Raw genomic sequence first — 17,919 nt, 5'->3', positions numbered from 1 at the left:
ATTACACTTCATTGTGCGGCCTCGCTTTTTTTCCGCGTCGGACAAACTGAGGATGACCATCATGGGAAGCAAAAAGAAAACCAGTGTCGCTGTTGATGTCGTAAAGAACGCTCCGTTAAAGACCAAAGAGTATGAACAAGAGCTACGTCGCCTCCACGTTGAACTGGTTAAGCTCCAGCAGTGGGTCGTCGCTAAAGGGCTGAAAGTGTGTATTGTTTTTGAAGGACGCGACGGTGCTGGCAAAGGCGGCACCATTAAAGCGATCACCGAGCGCGTCAGCCCGCGCGTGTTTCGCGTTGTTGCGCTCCCTGCTCCGACTGAAAAGGAAAAAAGCCAGCTTTACTTCCAGCGCTATGTGCCCCACCTGCCATCGGCTGGTGAAATCGTGATCTTCGATCGTAGCTGGTATAACCGCGCGGGCGTTGAGCGGGTGATGGGGTTCTGCACGGAGGAACAGGCGGAGAAATTTTTAGATGGTGCGCCGGTGATGGAAAAAGCGATGGTGGATGCCGGAATTATCCTGCTGAAGTACTGGCTGGAGGTGACGCCGAAAGAGCAGGAGCGGCGTCTGCGTGACCGTATTAACGATGGTCGTAAAATCTGGAAGCTATCGCCGATGGATATTAAGTCCTTTAACCTGTGGGACGAGTACACCCGCGCCCGCGACGCCATGTTTGAAGCCACAGACACCGCCTGGGCGCCGTGGTTTGTGGCACGTTCAGAAGATAAAAAACGCGTGCGACTGAACATTATTTCGCATCTACTTTCGCAGATACCTTATAAAGAAATACACGTTGAGAAGGTGGATTTACCGAAACGCAAAATCGGCAAAGTCAAACCCACAAAATATCCGTTCCGCTATGTGGAGGAGCGGTTCTGATTTGAAGAGTAAGCCCGCACAAGCGCAGCGCCGCCGGGCAAAGCCGACGGCGCAGGTCTTACTTCAATCCTTCCTTACTTTCCCGTTTCGCTTCCAGTCGTTCCACATCACGATACCAGCGCGGGTGGTGTTTCTGCGCCCAGCGGCGGCTCACATTCCCTTCAATCATCCCTTTGATCGATCCTTTGACCCAGAACGCCATATACATGTGGATCAGGATGGCGTGGATCAGAATGATGGCAGACGTGGCGTGGATCAGCAGCGCGTAGCGAATCACCTGAATCGGAAAGTAGTGCGCAAAATACGGACGCCAGATAATCACACCGGTCACCAGCAGCACAAAAATCATGCTCATGATGGTCCAGAACATCATCTTCTGCCCGGCGTTGTATTTCCCCACCTTCGCGACCTTATGCTCGTTGCCCTTCAGGACTTCGACTATCCCTTTCACCCACGGGATATCCTGCTTGTCCGGGATGTTGTGATGGACAAAGCGCACGAACATAAACATCAGCACCACAAAAATCAGCACGCCGAAGAACGGATGCAGAATGCGCCCCATCTGCGGCGTACCGAAGGTCTCGGTCAGCCACTGCAGCGTCGGGAAGAAGAACGAAATCCCCGACACCGCCACCAGGAAGAAGCAGATCACAACCGTCCAGTGACAGGCGCGGTCAACAAACTTCGTGCGCACGATGGTTTTCGACTTACTCATGATGCTCCTCCTCGTCCTCATCCACCTCTTTGTTTGGCCCGATACCGATGTAGTGATAAATCAGCCCGGCAAAGGTGGCGATAAAGCCCGCCGCCGAGAGCGGCTTAAGCGCTCCTTTCCAGAGGTTGATGGAGGTATCGATCGCTGGATCCTTCGGCAGGTTGTGGTACAGCTCCGGCTGGTCGTTATGGTGGAGCACATACATCACGTGCGTACCGCCCACGCCCTGCGGGTTATAAATGCCCGCATTCTCATAGCCGCGCGCTTTCAGCTTGTCCACGCGCTGTTGCGCCACGTCGAGCATCTCTTTTTTGGTGCCGAAGTGGATTGCCCCGGTCGGACAGGTTTTCACACACGCGGGCTCCTGCCCGACGCTGACGCGATCCACGCACAGGGTGCATTTGTATACCCGATTATCCTCTTTATTGAGGCGCGGGATATTAAACGGACAGCCCGCGATGCAGTACCCGCAGCCGATGCAGTTGTCCTGCTGGAAGTCGACTATACCGTTGGCGTACTGAATAATTGCGCCGGCAGACGGGCACGCCTTCAGGCAGCCCGGATCTTCACAGTGCATGCAGCCGTCTTTGCGGATGAGCCACTCCAGCCTGCCGTTCTGGTCGGTTTCGCTAAAGCGCATCACCGTCCAGGATTTGGCGCTCAGATCCGCCGGATTATCGTAGACCCCCACGCAGTGCCCCACCTCGTCGCGGATATCGTTCCACTCCGAGCACGCCACCTGGCAGGCCTTACAGCCCACGCAGGAGGAGGCGTCGATAAGCTTAGCGACCTCTGCCTTGTAGTCCCGCGCGTGGGGCGCGGGCGTTATCGGGTTGGTCGCGGAGCGTTTGATAACGTCTTGTGTTTCCATCGCCATTGAATCGCTCCTTACGCTTTCTCGATGTTGACCAGAAACGCCTTGTACTCCGGCGTTTGCGAGTTGGAATCGCCGACGTTTGGCGTCAGGGTGTTGGCGATGTAGCCTTTCTGCGCCACGCCCTCAAAGCCCCAGTGCAGCGGGATCCCGACGGTTTCCACCTGCTGGCCGTGCACGTTCAGCGACTGCAGGCGGCGGGTGACCACAGCCACCGCACGAATAAAGCCGCGCTTGCTGCTCACCTTCACGCGGTCGCCGTTGGCGATGCCTTTCGCTTTCGCCAGCGTTTCGCTGATCTCCACAAACTGTTCCGGCTGCGCGATGGCGTTAAGCCGCGCGTGCTTGGTCCAGGTGTGGAAATGCTCGGTCAGGCGATAGGTCGTCCCTACGTACGGGAACTTGTCCTTTTTACCTAAGCGCAGGACGTCATCTTCGTAGATACGCACCACCGGGCTGGAGACCACGTTCGGATGCAGCGGGTTGGTGCCGAGCGGCGTTTCCATCGGCTCGTAGTGTTCCGGGAACGGCCCTTCCGCCAGCTTGTTGAGGGCAAACAGGCGTCCCAGCCCTTCCGGCTGCATGATGAACGGCCCGGTGTTGCTGCCCGGCGCGGCGGTGCTGTAGTCAGGGATATCGTTCCCCGCCCACTTTGCCCCGTTCCACTGGATCAGCATGCGTTTCGGATCCCACGGCCTGCCGTTTACGTCCGCAGACGCGCGGTTGTACAGCACGCGACGGTTCAGCGGCCACGCCCATGCCCAGCCCAGCGTATTGCCCAGCCCGGACGGGTCGGCGTTGTCGCGGTTGGCCATCTGGTTGCCCTGCTCCGTCCAGCTGCCGGTGTAGATCCAGCAGGACGACGCCGTCGTGCCGTCGTCGCGCAGCAGCGCGAAGCTGTTCAGCAGCTGGCCTTTCTTCGCCACCAGGTTGCCGTTAGCGTCATAGAGATCCGCCAGCGCCACGCCGTTGTTCTCCTTCGCGACTTCTTCAGACTCAGGACGATCGGGCTGCTTGTAGTGCCAGCCCATCTTCAGCAGCGGCTCAGCGCCCTTGCCGCCTTCGGTGCGGTACATTTCGCGCAGGCGATGGTAAATCCCGGCCAGGATCTCACCGTCGTTACGCGCTTCGCCCGGAGCGTCCTGGCCTTTCCAGTGCCACTGCAGCCAGCGGCCGGAGTTTGCAATCGAACCGTCCTCTTCCGCAAAGCAGGTGGACGGCAGGCGGAAGACTTCGGTCTGAATCGACGCCGGATCGACATCGTTTGATTCCCCGTGGTTCTGCCAGAAGGTGGACGTTTCGGTCACAAGCGGATCGATAACCACCATGTACTTCAGCTTGCTCAGGCTGCGAACGACTTTGTTCTTGTCAGGGAAAGAGGCCACCGGGTTAAAGCCCTGGCAGATATACCCCGTGACGTCGCCCTTTTCCATCATGTTGAAATACTTGATGACGTCGTACGCCTGGTCCCACTTCGGCAGCCACTCAAAGCCCCAGTCGTTCTCCTTCTGTGCCGCATCGCCGTAGAAGGATTTCATCAGGCTGACGTAGAACTTGGGATAGTTGCTCCAGTAGTTCACCTGATCCGGCAGCGTCGCTTTCGGCGTATTGGCCTCAAGATACGTTTGCAGATCGGCCTGCTTTTCAGACGGCAGCGTCAGGTAGCCCGGCAGGCTGGTGGAAAGCAGACCGAGGTCGGTCAGCCCCTGAATGTTGGAGTGCCCGCGCAGCGCGTTTACGCCGCCACCGGCCATGCCCATGTTGCCGAGCAGCAGCTGGATCATCGCCATGGTGCGGATGTTCTGCGCGCCGACGGTGTGCTGCGTCCAGCCAAGCGCATACAGGAACGTGGTGGTTCTGTCGGCGGCGCTGGTGGAGGCCAGTACCTCACACACCTTCAGGAAGTCCGCTTTCGGCGTGCCGCAGATGTTTTCAACCACGTCCGGCGTATAGCGGGAGACGTGCTGCTTCAGCAGGTTCCACACGCAGCGCGGGTGCGTCAGGGTTTCATCCCGCAGCGCATAGCCGTTTTCATCGAACTGATAGTTCCAGGACGTTTTATCGTACTGGCGTTTTTCGGCGTCAAAGCCGCTAAACAGCCCGTCATCGAAGGCAAAATCATCCCGCACCAGCAGGTTCGCGTTGGTGTAGTGCTTAACGTATTCCGCGTTAATTTTGTTGTTTTCGATCAGGTACAGCAGCACGCCGGACAGGAACGTAATGTCCGTGCCGGAGCGGATTGGCGCATAGATATCCGCCACCGATGCCGTACGCGTAAAGCGCGGATCGACGACGATAAGCGTCGCATCGTTGTTGTTTTTCGCTTCCATCGCCCAGCGGAATCCCACCGGATGGGCCTCCGCGGCGTTACCGCCCATCACCACCACGACGTTAGCGTTTTTGATATCAACCCAGTGGTTGGTCATCGCACCGCGACCAAATGTTGGAGCAAGACTTGCTACCGTTGGTCCGTGTCAGACGCGCGCCTGGTTGTCTACCGCCAGCATGCCGAGAGAGCGCACAAATTTTTGCGTCAGCATGCCGGTTTCATTACTTGCCGCGGACGCACACAGCATCCCGGTGGAGAGCCAGCGGTTGACCGTTACGCCCTGCGCGTTCTTTTCAATAAAGTTGGCGTCGCGGTCGGCTTTCATTAATTTTGCAATACGGGAGAAGGCCTCGTCCCAGGAGATACGCTGCCATTTATCTGAACCCGGCGCGCGGTATTCCGGGTAGCGCAGGCGGTTTTCACTGTGAACATAGTCCAGCAGCCCCGCCCCTTTCGGGCAAAGCGCCCCGCGGCTCACCGGATGATCCGGGTCCCCTTCAATATGGTAAATCGCTTCTCTGGCGTTCTTCGCGCCATCGCCCAGGCTATACATTAAAAGCCCACAACCTACGGAGCAGTATGTGCAGGTGTTACGGATCTCTTTTGCGCGCAGCAGCTTATAGTTGCGTGCCTGAGCCAGCGCCATTTTGGGAGCAAATCCCAGCATGGCTGCCGTTGTTCCGGCCATACCGCCCGCGCAGATTTTAAAAAATTGTCTGCGGCTGACGTCCATTGTTGTCCTCGTTTTCATATAAGACTTCGCGCCGCAAACTAACAGCAAAGCCCCTGTTTTTTTTGCGTCAAATCAAGGTCATCTGCCTTCCCCCCCTTAATAGTCACCCCCGGAACCTTTAAATACCTCTTTTTGATTAACGGTTTAAGAGAATAATTGGCGACAGCGTTAGGATGAATGCGATACATTTTTGCTCTGATTTTTATGGCAATGGCGAAGTAATGGACAGAAAGAGAGCAACGCTTATTGGGCTGGCAGCAATACTGCTATGGAGCACCATGGTCGGCCTTATTCGCAGCGTGAGTGAGGGACTGGGCCCGGTAGGCGGCGCGGCGATGATCTACACGCTGAGCGGATTACTGTGTCTGGTGACGGTAGGATTTCCTGATATCAGGCGGTTTTCACCTCGCTATCTTATTGCCGGCAGCGTTTTATTTGTCAGCTACGAAATATGCCTGGCGCTGTCGCTGGGCTATGCCGCAACGCGATCGCAGGCGATTGAAGTGGGCATGGTCAATTACCTTTGGCCAAGCCTGACCATTGTGTTTGCCATCTTGTTCAACGGGCAGAAATCGACCCTGTGGGTGATCCCCGGCCTGGTCATTTCGCTGCTGGGCGTGTGCTGGGTATTGGGCGGTGGACAGGGTTTACATCTTGATGAAATAACCCGCAATATCGTTTCCAGCCCGCTGAGCTACGCGCTGGCGTTTGCCGGGGCATTTATCTGGGCCGCCTACTGCACGGTCACCAGCAAATTTGCGAAAGGACAAAACGGCATTACGCTGTTTGTTTTGCTGACCGCGCTGAGCCTGTGGGTGAAATATGCCCTGAGCGATCAGCCCGAGATGGTGTTCACGCTCCCGGTGGTCGTGAAGCTCGTCATGTGCGGTATCGCGCTTGGGTTTGGTTACGCCGCATGGAATATTGGCATTCTTCACGGTAACGTCACGGTACTCGCTGCCGTATCCTATTTTACCCCCGTTCTCTCCGCGGCGCTTGCCGCTGCAGTGCTGAGTTCGCCTCTCTCATTCTCGTTCTGGCAGGGCGCGCTGATGGTCTGCGCCGGGTCGTTGCTCTGCTGGTACGCAACAAGAAAATAATGCTTCTCCAACGGCCGGGCGAATTTCAGCCCGGCAACATAATTAACATAAATTTAAAGTGTGATCGCCCCTCAGAATATTTATCATAATTATCGTATTTTCGTTTAAATTCGGTTTATATTTGGTGTCTTCTGTAAACGGTCGAAAAGATAATTGACACAAACTGACAACATTGTGAAATTAATAAACCGCGAATATTAACGCCATGGATAGCATTGAGTGCAATAATTCATTTGTGACGTGTTCATGATAACATTCGCAATATACGTCGTAATTTACCCCTAACCTACTGTTATTAAGTCAAAACAGTAATAGCACCCCTCTCAAAGCATCGACAATACCGAAATCTAACGCAATAGATTAAAACACGCAGAAATTATAGCGATAGCAATAGTCCCGCAGAATACATAATTATTAATCGTATGAAATTCGATCGTATTGTTTGAATAATCGCCTTTTTGCACGATCGAGATCACACTAATTGAAATTATCTCTAATATTTTGAAACTTATTATTGAAATAAGACTACGACATTTTTAAAAATAGCATGCCATTGACGAGCAGCCTCGTTTAGAAATCGTTCACAGTGGTTCAGGAAATACTCAAAAAAATTATAAGGAACATTTAAGATGAAACTTAAATTAGTTGCAGTGGCAGTCACTTCCATGCTGGCAGCAGGCGTTGTTAACGCTGCCGAAATTTACAACAAAGACGGTAACAAGCTGGATCTGTACGGTAAAGTAACAGGTCTGCACTATTTCTCTGATGACGCTGGCGCAGATGGCGATAAAACCTACATGCGTATCGGCTTCAAGGGCGAAACCCAGGTTAACGACCAGCTGTCCGGCTACGGCCAGTGGGAATACCAGATTCAGGGTAACAAAGACGAAGGCGACAACCAGTCCTGGACCCGTGTGGCGTTTGCAGGTCTGAAGTTTGCTGAAGCAGGCTCCTTTGATTACGGTCGTAACTACGGCGTGATTTACGACGTGACCTCCTGGACCGACGTTCTGCCAGAATTCGGCGGCGACACCTACGGTGCCGACAACTTCCTGCAGTCTCGTGCAAACGGCGTTGCGACCTACCGTAACCAGGACTTCTTTGGTCTGGTTGACGGTCTGAACTTTGCTCTGCAGTATCAGGGCAAAAACGGCAGCGTAAGCGGTGAAAACACCAGCGGCCGCAGCCTGCTGAACCAGAACGGCGACGGTTACGGCGCGTCCCTGACTTACGATCTGGGTGAAGGCTTCAGCGTGGGTGGCGCAATGTCCTCTTCACGTCGTACCGCTGACCAGAATGCGGCTGGCGTATACGGTGAAGGCGACCGCGCGGAAGTGTACAGCGGTGGCGTGAAATACGACGCGAACAACATTTACCTTGCTGCGCAGTACTCTCAGACCTATAACGCAACCCGCTTCGGTACCTCTAACAACAAGCGTACCGACATTTACGGCTTTGCAAACAAGGCGCAAAACTTCGAAGTTGTGGCTCAGTATCAGTTCGACTTTGGCCTGCGTCCATCCATTGCTTACCTGCAGTCCAAAGGTAAAGACATCGAAAACTTCGGCGACCAGGATCTGGTTAAATACATCGATGTTGGCACGACCTACTATTTTAACAAAAACATGTCCACCTATGTGGATTACAAAATCAACCTGCTCGACGACAACCAGTTCACTCGCCAGGCAGGCATCGGTACCGACAACATCGTTGCGCTGGGTCTGACCTACCAGTTCTAAATCTTGTCTGTACAAAAGCCAGCTGAATAAGCTGGCTTTTTTTTATCCGTCGCTTTTACCCGGATGACGGCTCCCCGCTCGCCGCCCGACGCAGCCAGTTTTGCAGCAGCTTACCGTCCTCGGTCATCTCTGAATCTGAACGAACGCAGAGGTGATAGTCGCGCCCGTCATCAATGGGTAAGTCAAATATCTTCACCAGCTCGCCGCTCTCAAGATAAGGCGCGATCAGCGGCTCGCGCATCAGCGCGCAGCCCAGCCCGGCCTGCACGCCCGCCAGCGTCAACAGACCGTCTTCAAACAGAGGGCCGCTGCGCCGCAGAGATCGTTTTACCCCCTGCAGCAGAAACCACTGCGGCCACGTGGTGCGCTCCTCATCATGCAGCAGCGGCATTTGCTGCAGTTGCTCAGGCGTGTCGATGTGGCCATGAATGCGCAAAAACGCGCGGCTGCACACCGGCACCATCTGTCCGGAAATCAGCTTTTCGCTCTGATAGCCCGCCCACTGGCCGTTACCAAAACGAATCGACATATCCGACGCATCGCTCAGATAGTTACGGTGGTTGGCATACACTACGTTGATCTCGGTCTGCGGATTGGCACGCATAAAATCAGGCAGACGCGGGATAAACCACCCCATGCCAAAAAGCGGGATCAGGCTGATGGTGACCTGACGCGTTTGCGCCTGCTCTGCCAGATGCTCCGTTGCCTGGCGCAGCACGTTAAACGCCGCACGGATCGAGCGGTAATATTCCCGTCCGTGCTGGCTCAGCACCAGTCTGCGCCCCTGACGCTCCGTCAGCGGCATTTGCAGATACCCTTCGAGCACCTTGAGCTGATGGCTGACCGCCGACGGTGAGATATCCAGCTCCTGCGCGGCAAGCGTGACGCTGCCCAGCCGGGCGATGGCCTCAAAGGCCCGGACGGCCCGAAGCGGCGGATCGTTTGCCAGACGGCTGTCTGCATACGCAGGCAAACCCACCGATTGTTCTGTTTTATTCATATGTTGATTTCTTTAGGCTTTTCACCTGAAAACGCGATTACATTATCTTTATATAAATCATTAAGATAAAACAATATCGGATTATCATAAGAAATAATATATGTGTATTTTACAATTAAATTCATTTATTGGATGGTAGCCGCAGAAAGAAGACTTTGCGGGAACAGACGTTGGATACACTCATACAACAACTGATCAACGGTGTGATGCTGGGAAGCATTTACGCGCTGATCGCGCTGGGCTATACCATGGTGTATGGCATCTTGCGCATTATTAACTTTGCTCACGGCGATATTCTGATGGTCGGTGCGCTCACCACCCTTTCCGCCATTAACGCCCTGAACACTACCTTTCCTCACATGCCGCTGCTGTTGCAGCTTGGCGTTGCCCTGGTGATTGCCATGGCCGTTTGCGCCCTGCTGGCAATGGCCGTGGAGCGCTTTGCCTATCGTCGACTGCGCAACGCCCCGCGCCTGGCACCGCTTATTTCGGGTATCGGCGTCTCGGTCCTGCTGCAAACCGTGGCGATGATTATCTGGACGCGCAATCCGCTGATGTTCCCGCAGATCCTGCCCATGGAACCGATCGCCGTGACGTCAGGAAGTGAACAACATCCCCCCGCCATTGTGACCGTCACCGGCATTGTTACCGTGGCGCTGGCGCTTGCGGTGATGACGGGGCTATGGCTGCTGGTGGAATACACCCGCCTGGGCCGCGGCATGCGCGCCGTGGCGGAAAACCCGCGCGTGGCCACGCTGATGGGGGTTAATCCCAATGCCATTATTACCCTGACGTTCGCCATTGGCGGCGTATTTGCCGCGCTGGCAGGCGTCATGATGGCCAGCAACTACGGCAACGCCAGCTTCTCGATGGGCTTTTTGCCCGGGATCAAAGCCTTTACCGCCGCCGTGCTGGGAGGCATTGGTAACATTCGTGGCGCAATGATTGGCGGGATCCTGCTCGGCATCATCGAAGCGCTGGGCGCAGGCTACCTGGGTGAACTGACCCACGGCGTCTTCGGCAGCAACTATCAGGACGTCTTTGCCTTTATGGTGCTGATCCTGGTGCTTGTCTTCCGTCCGGCAGGCCTGCTGGGCGAGCGCGTAGCGCACAGGGCGTGAGGGAAACAATGACAACGCTTCAACTACAAACCCCGGCGGCGACGGGCAAATTCTGGTCAGGCATGGTTCTGTTCTGCCTCGCGCTGCTGGTTGCCCCCGTGGTGGCCACGCAGCTTGGCGGCAACTACTGGGTACGCGTTATCGACTTCGCCCTGCTCTACATCATGCTGGCGCTGGGGCTTAACATTGTGGTGGGCTATACCGGCCTGCTGGATATGGGGTTTATCGCCTTTTACGCGGTCGGCGCCTATCTCGCCGCGCTGATGGCCTCGCCACACCTGCTGGAGGTTTTCCCGATCTTCAACGTCTGGTTCCCGGACGGGCTGCACACCTCATATCTGCTGATTATTCCGCTGGCGGCGCTCGTCGCTGCGGTCTGCGGCATTTTACTGGGTGCTCCCACGCTGAAGCTGCGCGGGGACTACCTGGCGATAGTGACCCTCGGCTTTGGAGAAATCATCCGCATCCTGATGCGCAACCTCGACCGTCCGGTGAACATCACCAACGGTGCAAAGGGCATTACCGGGGTGGATACGCTGAATCTGTTCGGCCTGAAGTTCAGCGGCGTATACCACTGGTTTGGTTTCAAAGTGCCCGCCCTGTGGCTGTGGTACTACCTGCTGATGCTGGTGATTGTGGCGATTATCTTTGTCTGCCTGCGCCTGCAGCATTCCCGTATTGGCCGCGCCTGGCACGCCATCCGTGAAGATGAGGATGTGGCCCGCGCGATGGGCATCAACGTGCGTAACTATAAGCTGCTGGCCTTTGCGATGGGTGCCTCTTTTGGCGGCGTGGCGGGAGCCCTGTTCGGCGCGTTCCAGGGCTTTGTCTCCCCGGAATCCTTCACGTTACAGGAATCCATTGCCGTGCTGGCGATGGTGGTGCTGGGCGGGATGGGACACATTCCGGGCGTGATCCTCGGCGCGATACTGCTCACCGCCCTGCCGGAACTGCTGCGCAGTCAGGCAGCCCCGGTTCAGCAGGCGCTGTTCGGTACGGTACTGATTGACCCGGAAGTGCTGCGTCAGCTGTTCTACGGCCTGGCGCTGGTGCTGGTCATGCTGGTGCGTCCTGCCGGGATCTGGCCGGTACGCCACAAGGAGCTGAATACATGAGTCTGTTAACCGTACGCAACATGTCCAAACGCTTCGGCGGGCTTACCGCCGTGGATGACGTTTCGATCGCCGTGAACAAGGGCGAGATCTACGGCCTGATTGGTCCTAACGGGGCGGGAAAAACCACCTGTTTTAACCTGATCACCGGGCTTTATCCGGCGGACAGCGGTGAATTTTCCATTGCCGATAAGCCCTATTTTCCAAAGCACATTGAGAAAGTCACCGCCGCAGGGATCGCGCGCACCTTCCAGAACGTGCGTCTCTTTAACGACATGTCGGTGCTGGAAAACGTGATGGTGGGCCGCCACGTGCGCACCCGTAACGGCCTGTGGGCCGCGTTGAGCCGTCACAAACGCGCTCGCGAAGAGGAGAAGCAGACCCGGGAGCTGGCCTGGCACTGGCTGGAGTACACCGGCATTGCCAAGTTCGCCCACTACCGCGCCTGCGATCTGGCGTATGGCCATCAGCGCCGTCTGGAGATTGCCCGCGCGCTGGCAACGGATCCGCTGCTGCTGGCGCTGGACGAACCCGCCGCCGGGATGAACGCAGCGGAAAAAGTGGCGCTCGGCGAGCTGCTTATTCGCCTGCGCGATGACGGCAAAACCCTGCTGATGATTGAACATGACGTCAAGCTGGTGATGGGCATCTGCGATCGCCTGACGGTGCTTGATTACGGCAAAACGCTCGCCAGCGGCACGCCGGAGCGCGTGCGTCGCGACCCGGCAGTGATCGCCGCCTGGCTTGGAGGCAACGCCCATGTCTGAATTACTGAAGGTTGAACGTGTGGACGTGCATTACGGCGGCATTCAGGCCGTACGCGATGTCTCTTTTACCCTGCACGAGGGCGAACAGGCTACGCTGATCGGTGCTAACGGCGCGGGGAAAAGCTCCACCGTGCGCGCCATTACCGGGCTGGAAAGCTTTAGCGGCCGTATTGAATTCAACGGTAAAGCGGTGCGTAAGCACAGGCCCGAAACCCTGCTCCGTGACGGTCTGGTGATGGTCCCGGAAGGCCGGGGGATCTTCTCCCGAATGACGGTGCTGGAAAACCTGCAGATGGGCGCCTGGCTCAGGCGTGACGCTGTCACAATTAAGCGCGAGATGAACGAGATCTTCGAGCGCTTCCCGCGCCTGGGCGAACGCCAGCATCAGCTCGCCGGCCTGCTGTCCGGCGGTGAGCAACAGCTGCTGGCCCTTAACCGCGCCCTGCTCAGCCGCCCGCGCCTGCTGATCCTCGACGAACCCTCGATGGGCCTTGCCCCGAAGATGGTCGAGAACATTTTTGCCGTCATTGCCGGCCTGCGCGAGCGCGGCGTTGCCCTGCTGCTCATCGAACAAAACGCCCGTCTCGCGCTGGAAGTCACCGACAGCGCGTGGGTGATGGACAGCGGCAGCATTGTCCATCACGGCGAATCGAAAGCGCTGCTCAATGACGACCAGATTGCACAGATTTATTTGGGCGAAATGCCCGTTTAACAACACCAGCCAACATCAGGGAAATACAATGAAAACAGTAAAAATCAGTGCGCTCAGCGCCGCTATTCTGCTCAGCAGCGTTGCCTCTACCGGAGCCTGGGCCGCCGACGGTGAAACCGTGGTTATCGGTCTGGCAGGCCCGCTCACCGGCCCGTCTGCCCGTATCGGTAAGGATCTGGAGAACGGCGCGCAGCTGGCCATTGACGATATTAACAAGCAGCACCCGACCATCGGCGGCAAAGCGGTGACCTTCAAACTGCAGTCCGAAGACGATCAGTCCGACCCGCGCACCGCCGTGGCCGTGGCGCAGCGTCTGGTGGATAGCGGCGTGGCGGGCGTTGTCGGTCACTGGAACACCGGTACCAGCATTCCTGCCGCACGCGTCTATCACGATGCGGGCATCGCACAGGTGGCACCGGTCGCGACCGGTCACGCCTATACCAAACAGGGTTTTGATACCAGCTTCCGCGTGATGGGCCACGACGACGACGGCGGTCAGCTAGCCGGCCAGTACGCGGTCAATACGCTGAAAGCCAAACGCATTGCGGTGATCGACGACCGTACCGCCTTTGGTCAGGGACTGGCGGACCAGTTCATTAAATCCCTTGAAGCGCAGGGCGTGAAGGTTGTCGATCGTCAGTACGTTGATGACAAAACGGTGGACTTCAGCGCCGTGCTGACCGCCATCCGGAGTAAAAACGCCGATCTGATCTTCTTCGGCGGCGTCGACAGCCAGGCCGCACCGCTGGCGCGTCGTATCAAACAGCTGGGCATGAACGCCACCCTGATGGGCGCAGGCGGATTTGTCAGCCAGACGTTCCTGCAGCTGGCGCAGAAAGAAGGCGAAGGCGTGGTGGCGCTTGAGCCGGGTCTGCCCGTTGACCAGATGCCGGGAGGAAAGTCATTCGAACAGGCCTATCAGTCCCGCTACCACACCCATATCGAACTGCACGCCCCGTTCGCCTATGACGCCACCCGCGTGCTGGTTGCGGCGATGGAAAAAGCAGACTCCGTTGAGCCGTCCGACTATCTGCCCGCCCTGCGCGCCATTAGCTACTCCGGCGTCACCGGCCAGATCGCGTTTGATAAAGAAGGTAACCTGAAATCGCCGTCCTTCACCGTTTACAAAGTTGTCGACGGCAAATGGCAGCCGCAGACCGTGCTGGGTGGCGCAAAAGCGAAGTAACGCAGCGAGGGCAATGTGATGAGTGATAATAACGAGCTGGGCATTCTCGCCCGCCGCAAAATTGAAGCAGAAATTATCAAGCCAATTTATGAAATCCTGGTGCGCGAGATAGGGAAAACCCGCGCCCAGGCGGTCATTGGCGAGGCCATTGAGCGGGCCGCGATTGACGCAGGCAAAGCGTTTGCCAGCAAAGAACCCAACGGCACGGACGTCAAGAGCTTCATCGCCCTGCAGTATCTGTGGGAGAAAGATAACGCCCTGGACGTGAAGGTGATCGACGCCGACGACCAGCAGTACAACTACAACGTGACCCGCTGTCGCTACGCGGAGATGTATCACGAAATGGGGCTGGGCGAGATTGGTCATCTGCTCTCCTGCGCGCGCGATGAAAAATTCATCGTTGGCTATGCGCCGGACGTGAAGCTGACCCGCACGACCACCATCATGCAGGGCGGCGCGTGCTGTGATTTTCGCTATCGCAGCAGTAAGGATAAGCCATGATCCGCGTCAACGCCGAACGGCTGTGGTCAACGCTTGAGATGATGGCGCAGATCGGCGGCACGCCCGCCGGCGGCGTGACCCGTCTGGCGCTGAGCGAGGAGGATCGTATTGCGCGTAACCTGCTGCGCGACTGGGCGCTGGACGCGGGTTTCACCTGCGAGGTCGACAGCATGGGCAATATGTTTATCCGTCGCGCGGGGAAAAACCCGCAGCTTGCCCCGGTCATGACCGGTTCACATGTGGATACCCAGCCGCTGGGCGGTAACTACGACGGGGTTTACGGCGTGCTGGCCGGGCTGGAGCTGCTGCGAACCCTTAACGACCATAACGTTGAGACTGAACGTGATGTTGTGCTGGTGAACTGGACTAACGAAGAAGGCGCGCGCTTTGCGCCAGCCATGCTCTCTTCAGGGGTCTGGACGGGACAGTTTAGCGAAGCGTACGCCCATGCCCGCGCGGATAACGATGGCATCACCGTGGGCGAAGCGCTGGAGAGCATTGGCTACCGGGGTGAAACCCCTGCCCGCGCGTTTCCCGTTCACGCCTGCTACGAACTGCACATCGAACAGGGCCCGATCCTGGAAGATGAGGCCATCGATATCGGGTTAGTCCGCGCGGCAATGGGCCAGCGCTGGTTTACCCTGACGATGGACGGATTCGCCGCCCACGCGGGCACGACGCCGATGCACAGCCGCCGCGACGCGCTGACCGCCTTCGCAGAGCTGGCGCTGAAGGTGGAAGAGATTGGCTATCGGCATGCCCCGGACGGACGCGCGACGATCGGTATGGCGAAGGTAACGCCAAACTCGCGCAACGTTGTGCCGTCCCGCGTGGAATGCAGCGTTGAGTTTCGCCACCCTATGCAGCAGGCGCTGGAAGCCATGGAAGCGGCGCTGCATAAAGTGGCTGAAAGCCTCAGCCTGCGCGGCGTCGCTGCTGCCGTTGAGCGCATTTTTGACTACGCGCCCATTGCGTTTGATGTCGAATGCCTGGCGCGTTCGGAAAAGGCCGTGGCGAAACTGGGCTATTCGTCGAAACCGATGGTCTCCGGGGCGGGACACGACGCCTGCTATGTCAGCAAAATAGCGCCCGCCAGCATGATCTTTATCCCCTGCGTGAAAGGCATCAGCCATAACGAAGCGGAAAGGATCCTGCCAGAGTGGTCGGAGAAAGGGGCGAATGTGCTATTGCATAGCGTCCTGTCCGCGGCCCTGGAGAGATAGAACGGTGCGAAAGCAGAGGAGCTCTGCTTTCGCCAGAATCTACACGGCAACGCGTCGGCTGAGATGCCGTACGCAGGGTTGAGGGCCATCAATACCGACGGGTGTTGAACGATCCCTCGCACGCCCAGCGCAGCAATCGCCAAAAACCACAGCGCCATGAGCGGGCCAAATATTTTCCCTATTCGCGCAGTGCCAAAAGGCTGAAGAAGAAACAGCGCCCGCCTTTGCCTCTCTCCACCTGAAGCGACATCAGGGCCATGATGCCCCCTCGCCATGATTATCAATTCGTATGGCGAAGGCGGCATATTTTCCAGCAAGAGTCAGATAATCCTATAAAAAACATAGCCCATCTGCCCCAACCGCGCGCCCTGTATTACTGCGGCTTGACCTTCGCCAGGCTGAACCAGATCCCCACTGCCAGCAACAGCAGCATGCCGCCCGCGCTGCCCAGCGCCACGCTGTGCGAGGTGATAAACGCGCTTTTCGCGGCCTCAATCACCGGCTCCGCCAGCGTCGGGGTCAGATCCTGCGCCACCTTCATCGCCTCACCAATGGATGACGAGGCCTTATCGACGAGCGAGGCGTTCAGCCCCTGCGGCAGGTCAATTGAAGCCGAGAAGCTGCGGGTCAACAGCAGACCAAAGATGGCGATCCCCAGCCCGGCGCCCAGCTCATAGGACATGGTTTCAATGGCCCCCGCAGCGGCGGCTTTCTCTTTCGGCGCAGCGGCCATAATCGCCGAGGTCGAGGCCAGCAGCGCGCTGGCGGCGCTAAAGCCGAGCAGAACCATCAGGGCAGAAGCCAGCAGCTGCTGCGTGCTGAAATCAAGCATCGACAGGCCGATAAAGCTAACGGCGCTGAGCCCCATTCCGCCAGCCGCGACGATGCGTAGCCCTAAACGCCCCACCAGCACACCCGCGATCGGGCCGCTAAACCCGCTCGCCACCATCAGCGGCAGCATGAACATTCCCGCTTCAAACGGCGTAAAGCCATGAACAAACTGCAGCTCCTGGGCCATCAGCAGCTCAAACCCGACCAGGGCAATCATGGCGGTCATCGCCATCACCACGCCGCTCAAAATGATGCGATGGCAGAACAGACGCATGTCGATCATCGGTACGCGAGCGCGGAGCTGAATACGCACGAAGATAAACAGCAGCACCGAGCCGGTCACCAGCGCGGAGGCGACCAGCCACGGTGACAGCGCGCCTTTTAACGCGGTTTTGGCGCTGTAGACCAGCAGCAAAACCGCCACAATCAGCATAACGGCATGGCTGATATTCAGCGGCTGCTCCGGGCGCCCCTGCTGAGGTGGCACAAAACGCGCGGCCAGCGAAACCACCACCAGCACAATCGGCACGTTGATTAAAAACACCGATCCCCAGTAAAAATGCTCGAGCAGCATACCGCCAATCAGCGGACCAAACGCCGCGCCACCGGATCCCACCGCAGCCCAGACGCCGAGCGCAATATTCCGATCCCGCGCGTCGATAAACAGCGTGCGGATCCCGGCAAGCGTAGCCGGAATAATCATCGCCGCGCCGATTGCCAGCGAGGCGCGCGCCGCAATCAGCCACCCTGCTGACGGGGCAAACGCTGCCGCGAGCGACGACAGGCCAAACAGCGTGCTGCCAATCATGAGCAGGCGTTTAAAACCGATGCGATCACCCAGGGCGCCCATCGGCAGCACCATCCCCGCCATCACCAGCGAGTAGATATCGATGATCCACAATAATTCGTTACCGCTGGCACCCAGCGTCATGCTCAATGTTGGCGCCGCCACGTGCAGCACCGTCGCGTCGATCGCCACCGGGATATACACCAGCACGATAATCACTAACGCTAACCACTGACGAAACATAAATTTCCTTTTCTTTCAAAACATGGACACATGTCCAGGATGCGATCCTACGTAAAGTTGAACGAG

The 17,919-nt window shown here is 57.3% G+C and carries 15 protein-coding genes and 1 pseudogene; 10 read left to right on the top strand and 6 right to left on the bottom strand.

The window, feature by feature from the left end:
• Nucleotides 1-61: 61 nt before the first annotated feature.
• A complete protein-coding gene (gene ppk2, locus NUX24_RS12390; protein WP_047650993.1) occupies nucleotides 62-880 on the top strand; it encodes a polyphosphate kinase 2 in 819 nt (272 codons plus the stop codon).
• Between the two features lie 58 nt (nucleotides 881-938).
• On the opposite strand, the gene fdnI is transcribed toward ppk2, so the two are convergent.
• The 3 genes from fdnI to fdnG are packed head-to-tail and all read right to left on the bottom strand — an operon-like array spanning nucleotide 939 to nucleotide 5,531.
• On the bottom strand, nucleotides 939-1,595 hold the full coding sequence (gene fdnI, locus NUX24_RS12385; RefSeq protein WP_257831817.1) for a formate dehydrogenase-N subunit gamma: 657 nt from the start codon (nucleotides 1,593-1,595) through the stop codon (nucleotides 939-941).
• On the bottom strand, nucleotides 1,588-2,472 hold the full coding sequence (fdxH, locus tag NUX24_RS12380; protein WP_257831815.1) for a formate dehydrogenase subunit beta: 885 nt from the start codon (nucleotides 2,470-2,472) through the stop codon (nucleotides 1,588-1,590). The genes fdnI and fdxH overlap by 8 nt, the downstream gene beginning before the upstream one ends.
• Before the next feature lie 11 nt (nucleotides 2,473-2,483).
• A complete protein-coding gene (fdnG, locus tag NUX24_RS12375; protein WP_257832000.1) occupies nucleotides 2,484-5,531 on the bottom strand; it encodes a formate dehydrogenase-N subunit alpha in 3,048 nt (1,015 codons plus the stop codon).
• A gap of 221 nt (nucleotides 5,532-5,752) precedes the next feature.
• Here fdnG and yddG point away from each other — a divergent pair, with 221 nt between their 5' ends.
• Nucleotides 5,753-6,631: an aromatic amino acid DMT transporter YddG gene (yddG, locus tag NUX24_RS12370; RefSeq protein WP_257831813.1), complete on the top strand. Its 879-nt coding sequence runs from the start codon at nucleotides 5,753-5,755 to the stop codon at nucleotides 6,629-6,631.
• Nucleotides 6,632-7,260: 629 nt separating this feature from the next.
• Complete coding sequence (locus NUX24_RS12365) at nucleotides 7,261-8,370, top strand: porin OmpC (RefSeq protein WP_047651000.1); 1,110 nt, start codon at nucleotides 7,261-7,263, stop codon at nucleotides 8,368-8,370.
• 55 nt (nucleotides 8,371-8,425) lie between these two features.
• On the opposite strand, the gene NUX24_RS12360 is transcribed toward NUX24_RS12365, so the two are convergent.
• Nucleotides 8,426-9,370: a LysR substrate-binding domain-containing protein gene (locus NUX24_RS12360; protein ID WP_257831810.1), complete on the bottom strand. Its 945-nt coding sequence runs from the start codon at nucleotides 9,368-9,370 to the stop codon at nucleotides 8,426-8,428.
• Between the two features lie 170 nt (nucleotides 9,371-9,540).
• Between NUX24_RS12360 and NUX24_RS12355 the strand changes: the two genes are divergently transcribed.
• The 7 genes from NUX24_RS12355 to NUX24_RS12325 are packed head-to-tail and all read left to right on the top strand — an operon-like array spanning nucleotide 9,541 to nucleotide 15,992.
• Nucleotides 9,541-10,491 (top strand): branched-chain amino acid ABC transporter permease, encoded by a 951-nt coding sequence (locus NUX24_RS12355; RefSeq protein WP_047651002.1) that lies wholly within the window; start codon nucleotides 9,541-9,543, stop codon nucleotides 10,489-10,491.
• 8 nt (nucleotides 10,492-10,499) lie between these two features.
• Complete coding sequence (locus NUX24_RS12350) at nucleotides 10,500-11,606, top strand: branched-chain amino acid ABC transporter permease (protein ID WP_257831807.1); 1,107 nt, start codon at nucleotides 10,500-10,502, stop codon at nucleotides 11,604-11,606.
• A complete protein-coding gene (locus NUX24_RS12345; RefSeq protein ID WP_257831805.1) occupies nucleotides 11,603-12,370 on the top strand; it encodes an ABC transporter ATP-binding protein in 768 nt (255 codons plus the stop codon). The genes NUX24_RS12350 and NUX24_RS12345 overlap by 4 nt, the downstream gene beginning before the upstream one ends.
• Nucleotides 12,363-13,082 carry an ABC transporter ATP-binding protein gene (locus tag NUX24_RS12340; protein WP_257831803.1) on the top strand — a complete coding sequence of 240 codons (720 nt, stop codon included), beginning with the start codon at nucleotides 12,363-12,365 and terminating at the stop codon, nucleotides 13,080-13,082. Before NUX24_RS12345 ends, NUX24_RS12340 begins: the two co-directional genes overlap by 8 nt.
• Before the next feature lie 28 nt (nucleotides 13,083-13,110).
• The gene (locus tag NUX24_RS12335; protein ID WP_257831801.1) at nucleotides 13,111-14,268 is read left to right on the top strand and encodes a branched-chain amino acid ABC transporter substrate-binding protein; all 1,158 of its coding nucleotides are present in this window, start codon (nucleotides 13,111-13,113) and stop codon (nucleotides 14,266-14,268) included.
• Nucleotides 14,269-14,286: 18 nt separating this feature from the next.
• Complete coding sequence (locus NUX24_RS12330; RefSeq protein ID WP_257831799.1) at nucleotides 14,287-14,769, top strand: L-2-amino-thiazoline-4-carboxylic acid hydrolase; 483 nt, start codon at nucleotides 14,287-14,289, stop codon at nucleotides 14,767-14,769.
• Entirely contained in the window at nucleotides 14,766-15,992 is a 1,227-nt protein-coding gene (locus tag NUX24_RS12325; protein ID WP_257831797.1) for a Zn-dependent hydrolase, read from the top strand. The genes NUX24_RS12330 and NUX24_RS12325 overlap by 4 nt, the downstream gene beginning before the upstream one ends.
• A gap of 62 nt (nucleotides 15,993-16,054) precedes the next feature.
• On the opposite strand, the pseudogene NUX24_RS21915 reads toward NUX24_RS12325, so the two are convergent.
• Nucleotides 16,055-16,301 (bottom strand): annotated as a pseudogene (locus NUX24_RS21915) (KUP/HAK/KT family potassium transporter); the annotation flags it as partial.
• A 64-nt stretch (nucleotides 16,302-16,365) separates the two neighbouring features.
• Entirely contained in the window at nucleotides 16,366-17,853 is a 1,488-nt protein-coding gene (locus NUX24_RS12315) for an MFS transporter (protein ID WP_126328602.1), read from the bottom strand.
• Nucleotides 17,854-17,919 lie beyond the last annotated feature (66 nt).

Source organism: Enterobacter sp. HG048 (genome assembly GCF_024702055.1).
Classification (GTDB): domain Bacteria; phylum Pseudomonadota; class Gammaproteobacteria; order Enterobacterales; family Enterobacteriaceae; genus Enterobacter; species Enterobacter dykesii.
This window is presented reverse-complemented; position numbering and strand designations above follow the sequence as displayed.

Coding starts and splice junctions, on each gene's coding strand:
- NUX24_RS12325 (WP_257831797.1), top strand. CDS start 14,766: ATGATCCGCGTCAACGCCGAACGGCTGTGGTCAACGCTTGAGATGATG.
- fdxH (WP_257831815.1), bottom strand. CDS start 2,472: ATGGCGATGGAAACACAAGACGTTATCAAACGCTCCGCGACCAACCCG.
- NUX24_RS12345 (WP_257831805.1), top strand. CDS start 11,603: ATGAGTCTGTTAACCGTACGCAACATGTCCAAACGCTTCGGCGGGCTT.
- fdnI (WP_257831817.1), bottom strand. CDS start 1,595: ATGAGTAAGTCGAAAACCATCGTGCGCACGAAGTTTGTTGACCGCGCC.
- NUX24_RS12365 (WP_047651000.1), top strand. CDS start 7,261: ATGAAACTTAAATTAGTTGCAGTGGCAGTCACTTCCATGCTGGCAGCA.
- NUX24_RS12350 (WP_257831807.1), top strand. CDS start 10,500: ATGACAACGCTTCAACTACAAACCCCGGCGGCGACGGGCAAATTCTGG.
- NUX24_RS12335 (WP_257831801.1), top strand. CDS start 13,111: ATGAAAACAGTAAAAATCAGTGCGCTCAGCGCCGCTATTCTGCTCAGC.
- NUX24_RS12360 (WP_257831810.1), bottom strand. CDS start 9,370: ATGAATAAAACAGAACAATCGGTGGGTTTGCCTGCGTATGCAGACAGC.
- NUX24_RS12330 (WP_257831799.1), top strand. CDS start 14,287: ATGAGTGATAATAACGAGCTGGGCATTCTCGCCCGCCGCAAAATTGAA.
- NUX24_RS12340 (WP_257831803.1), top strand. CDS start 12,363: ATGTCTGAATTACTGAAGGTTGAACGTGTGGACGTGCATTACGGCGGC.
- NUX24_RS12315 (WP_126328602.1), bottom strand. CDS start 17,853: ATGTTTCGTCAGTGGTTAGCGTTAGTGATTATCGTGCTGGTGTATATC.
- ppk2 (WP_047650993.1), top strand. CDS start 62: ATGGGAAGCAAAAAGAAAACCAGTGTCGCTGTTGATGTCGTAAAGAAC.
- yddG (WP_257831813.1), top strand. CDS start 5,753: ATGGACAGAAAGAGAGCAACGCTTATTGGGCTGGCAGCAATACTGCTA.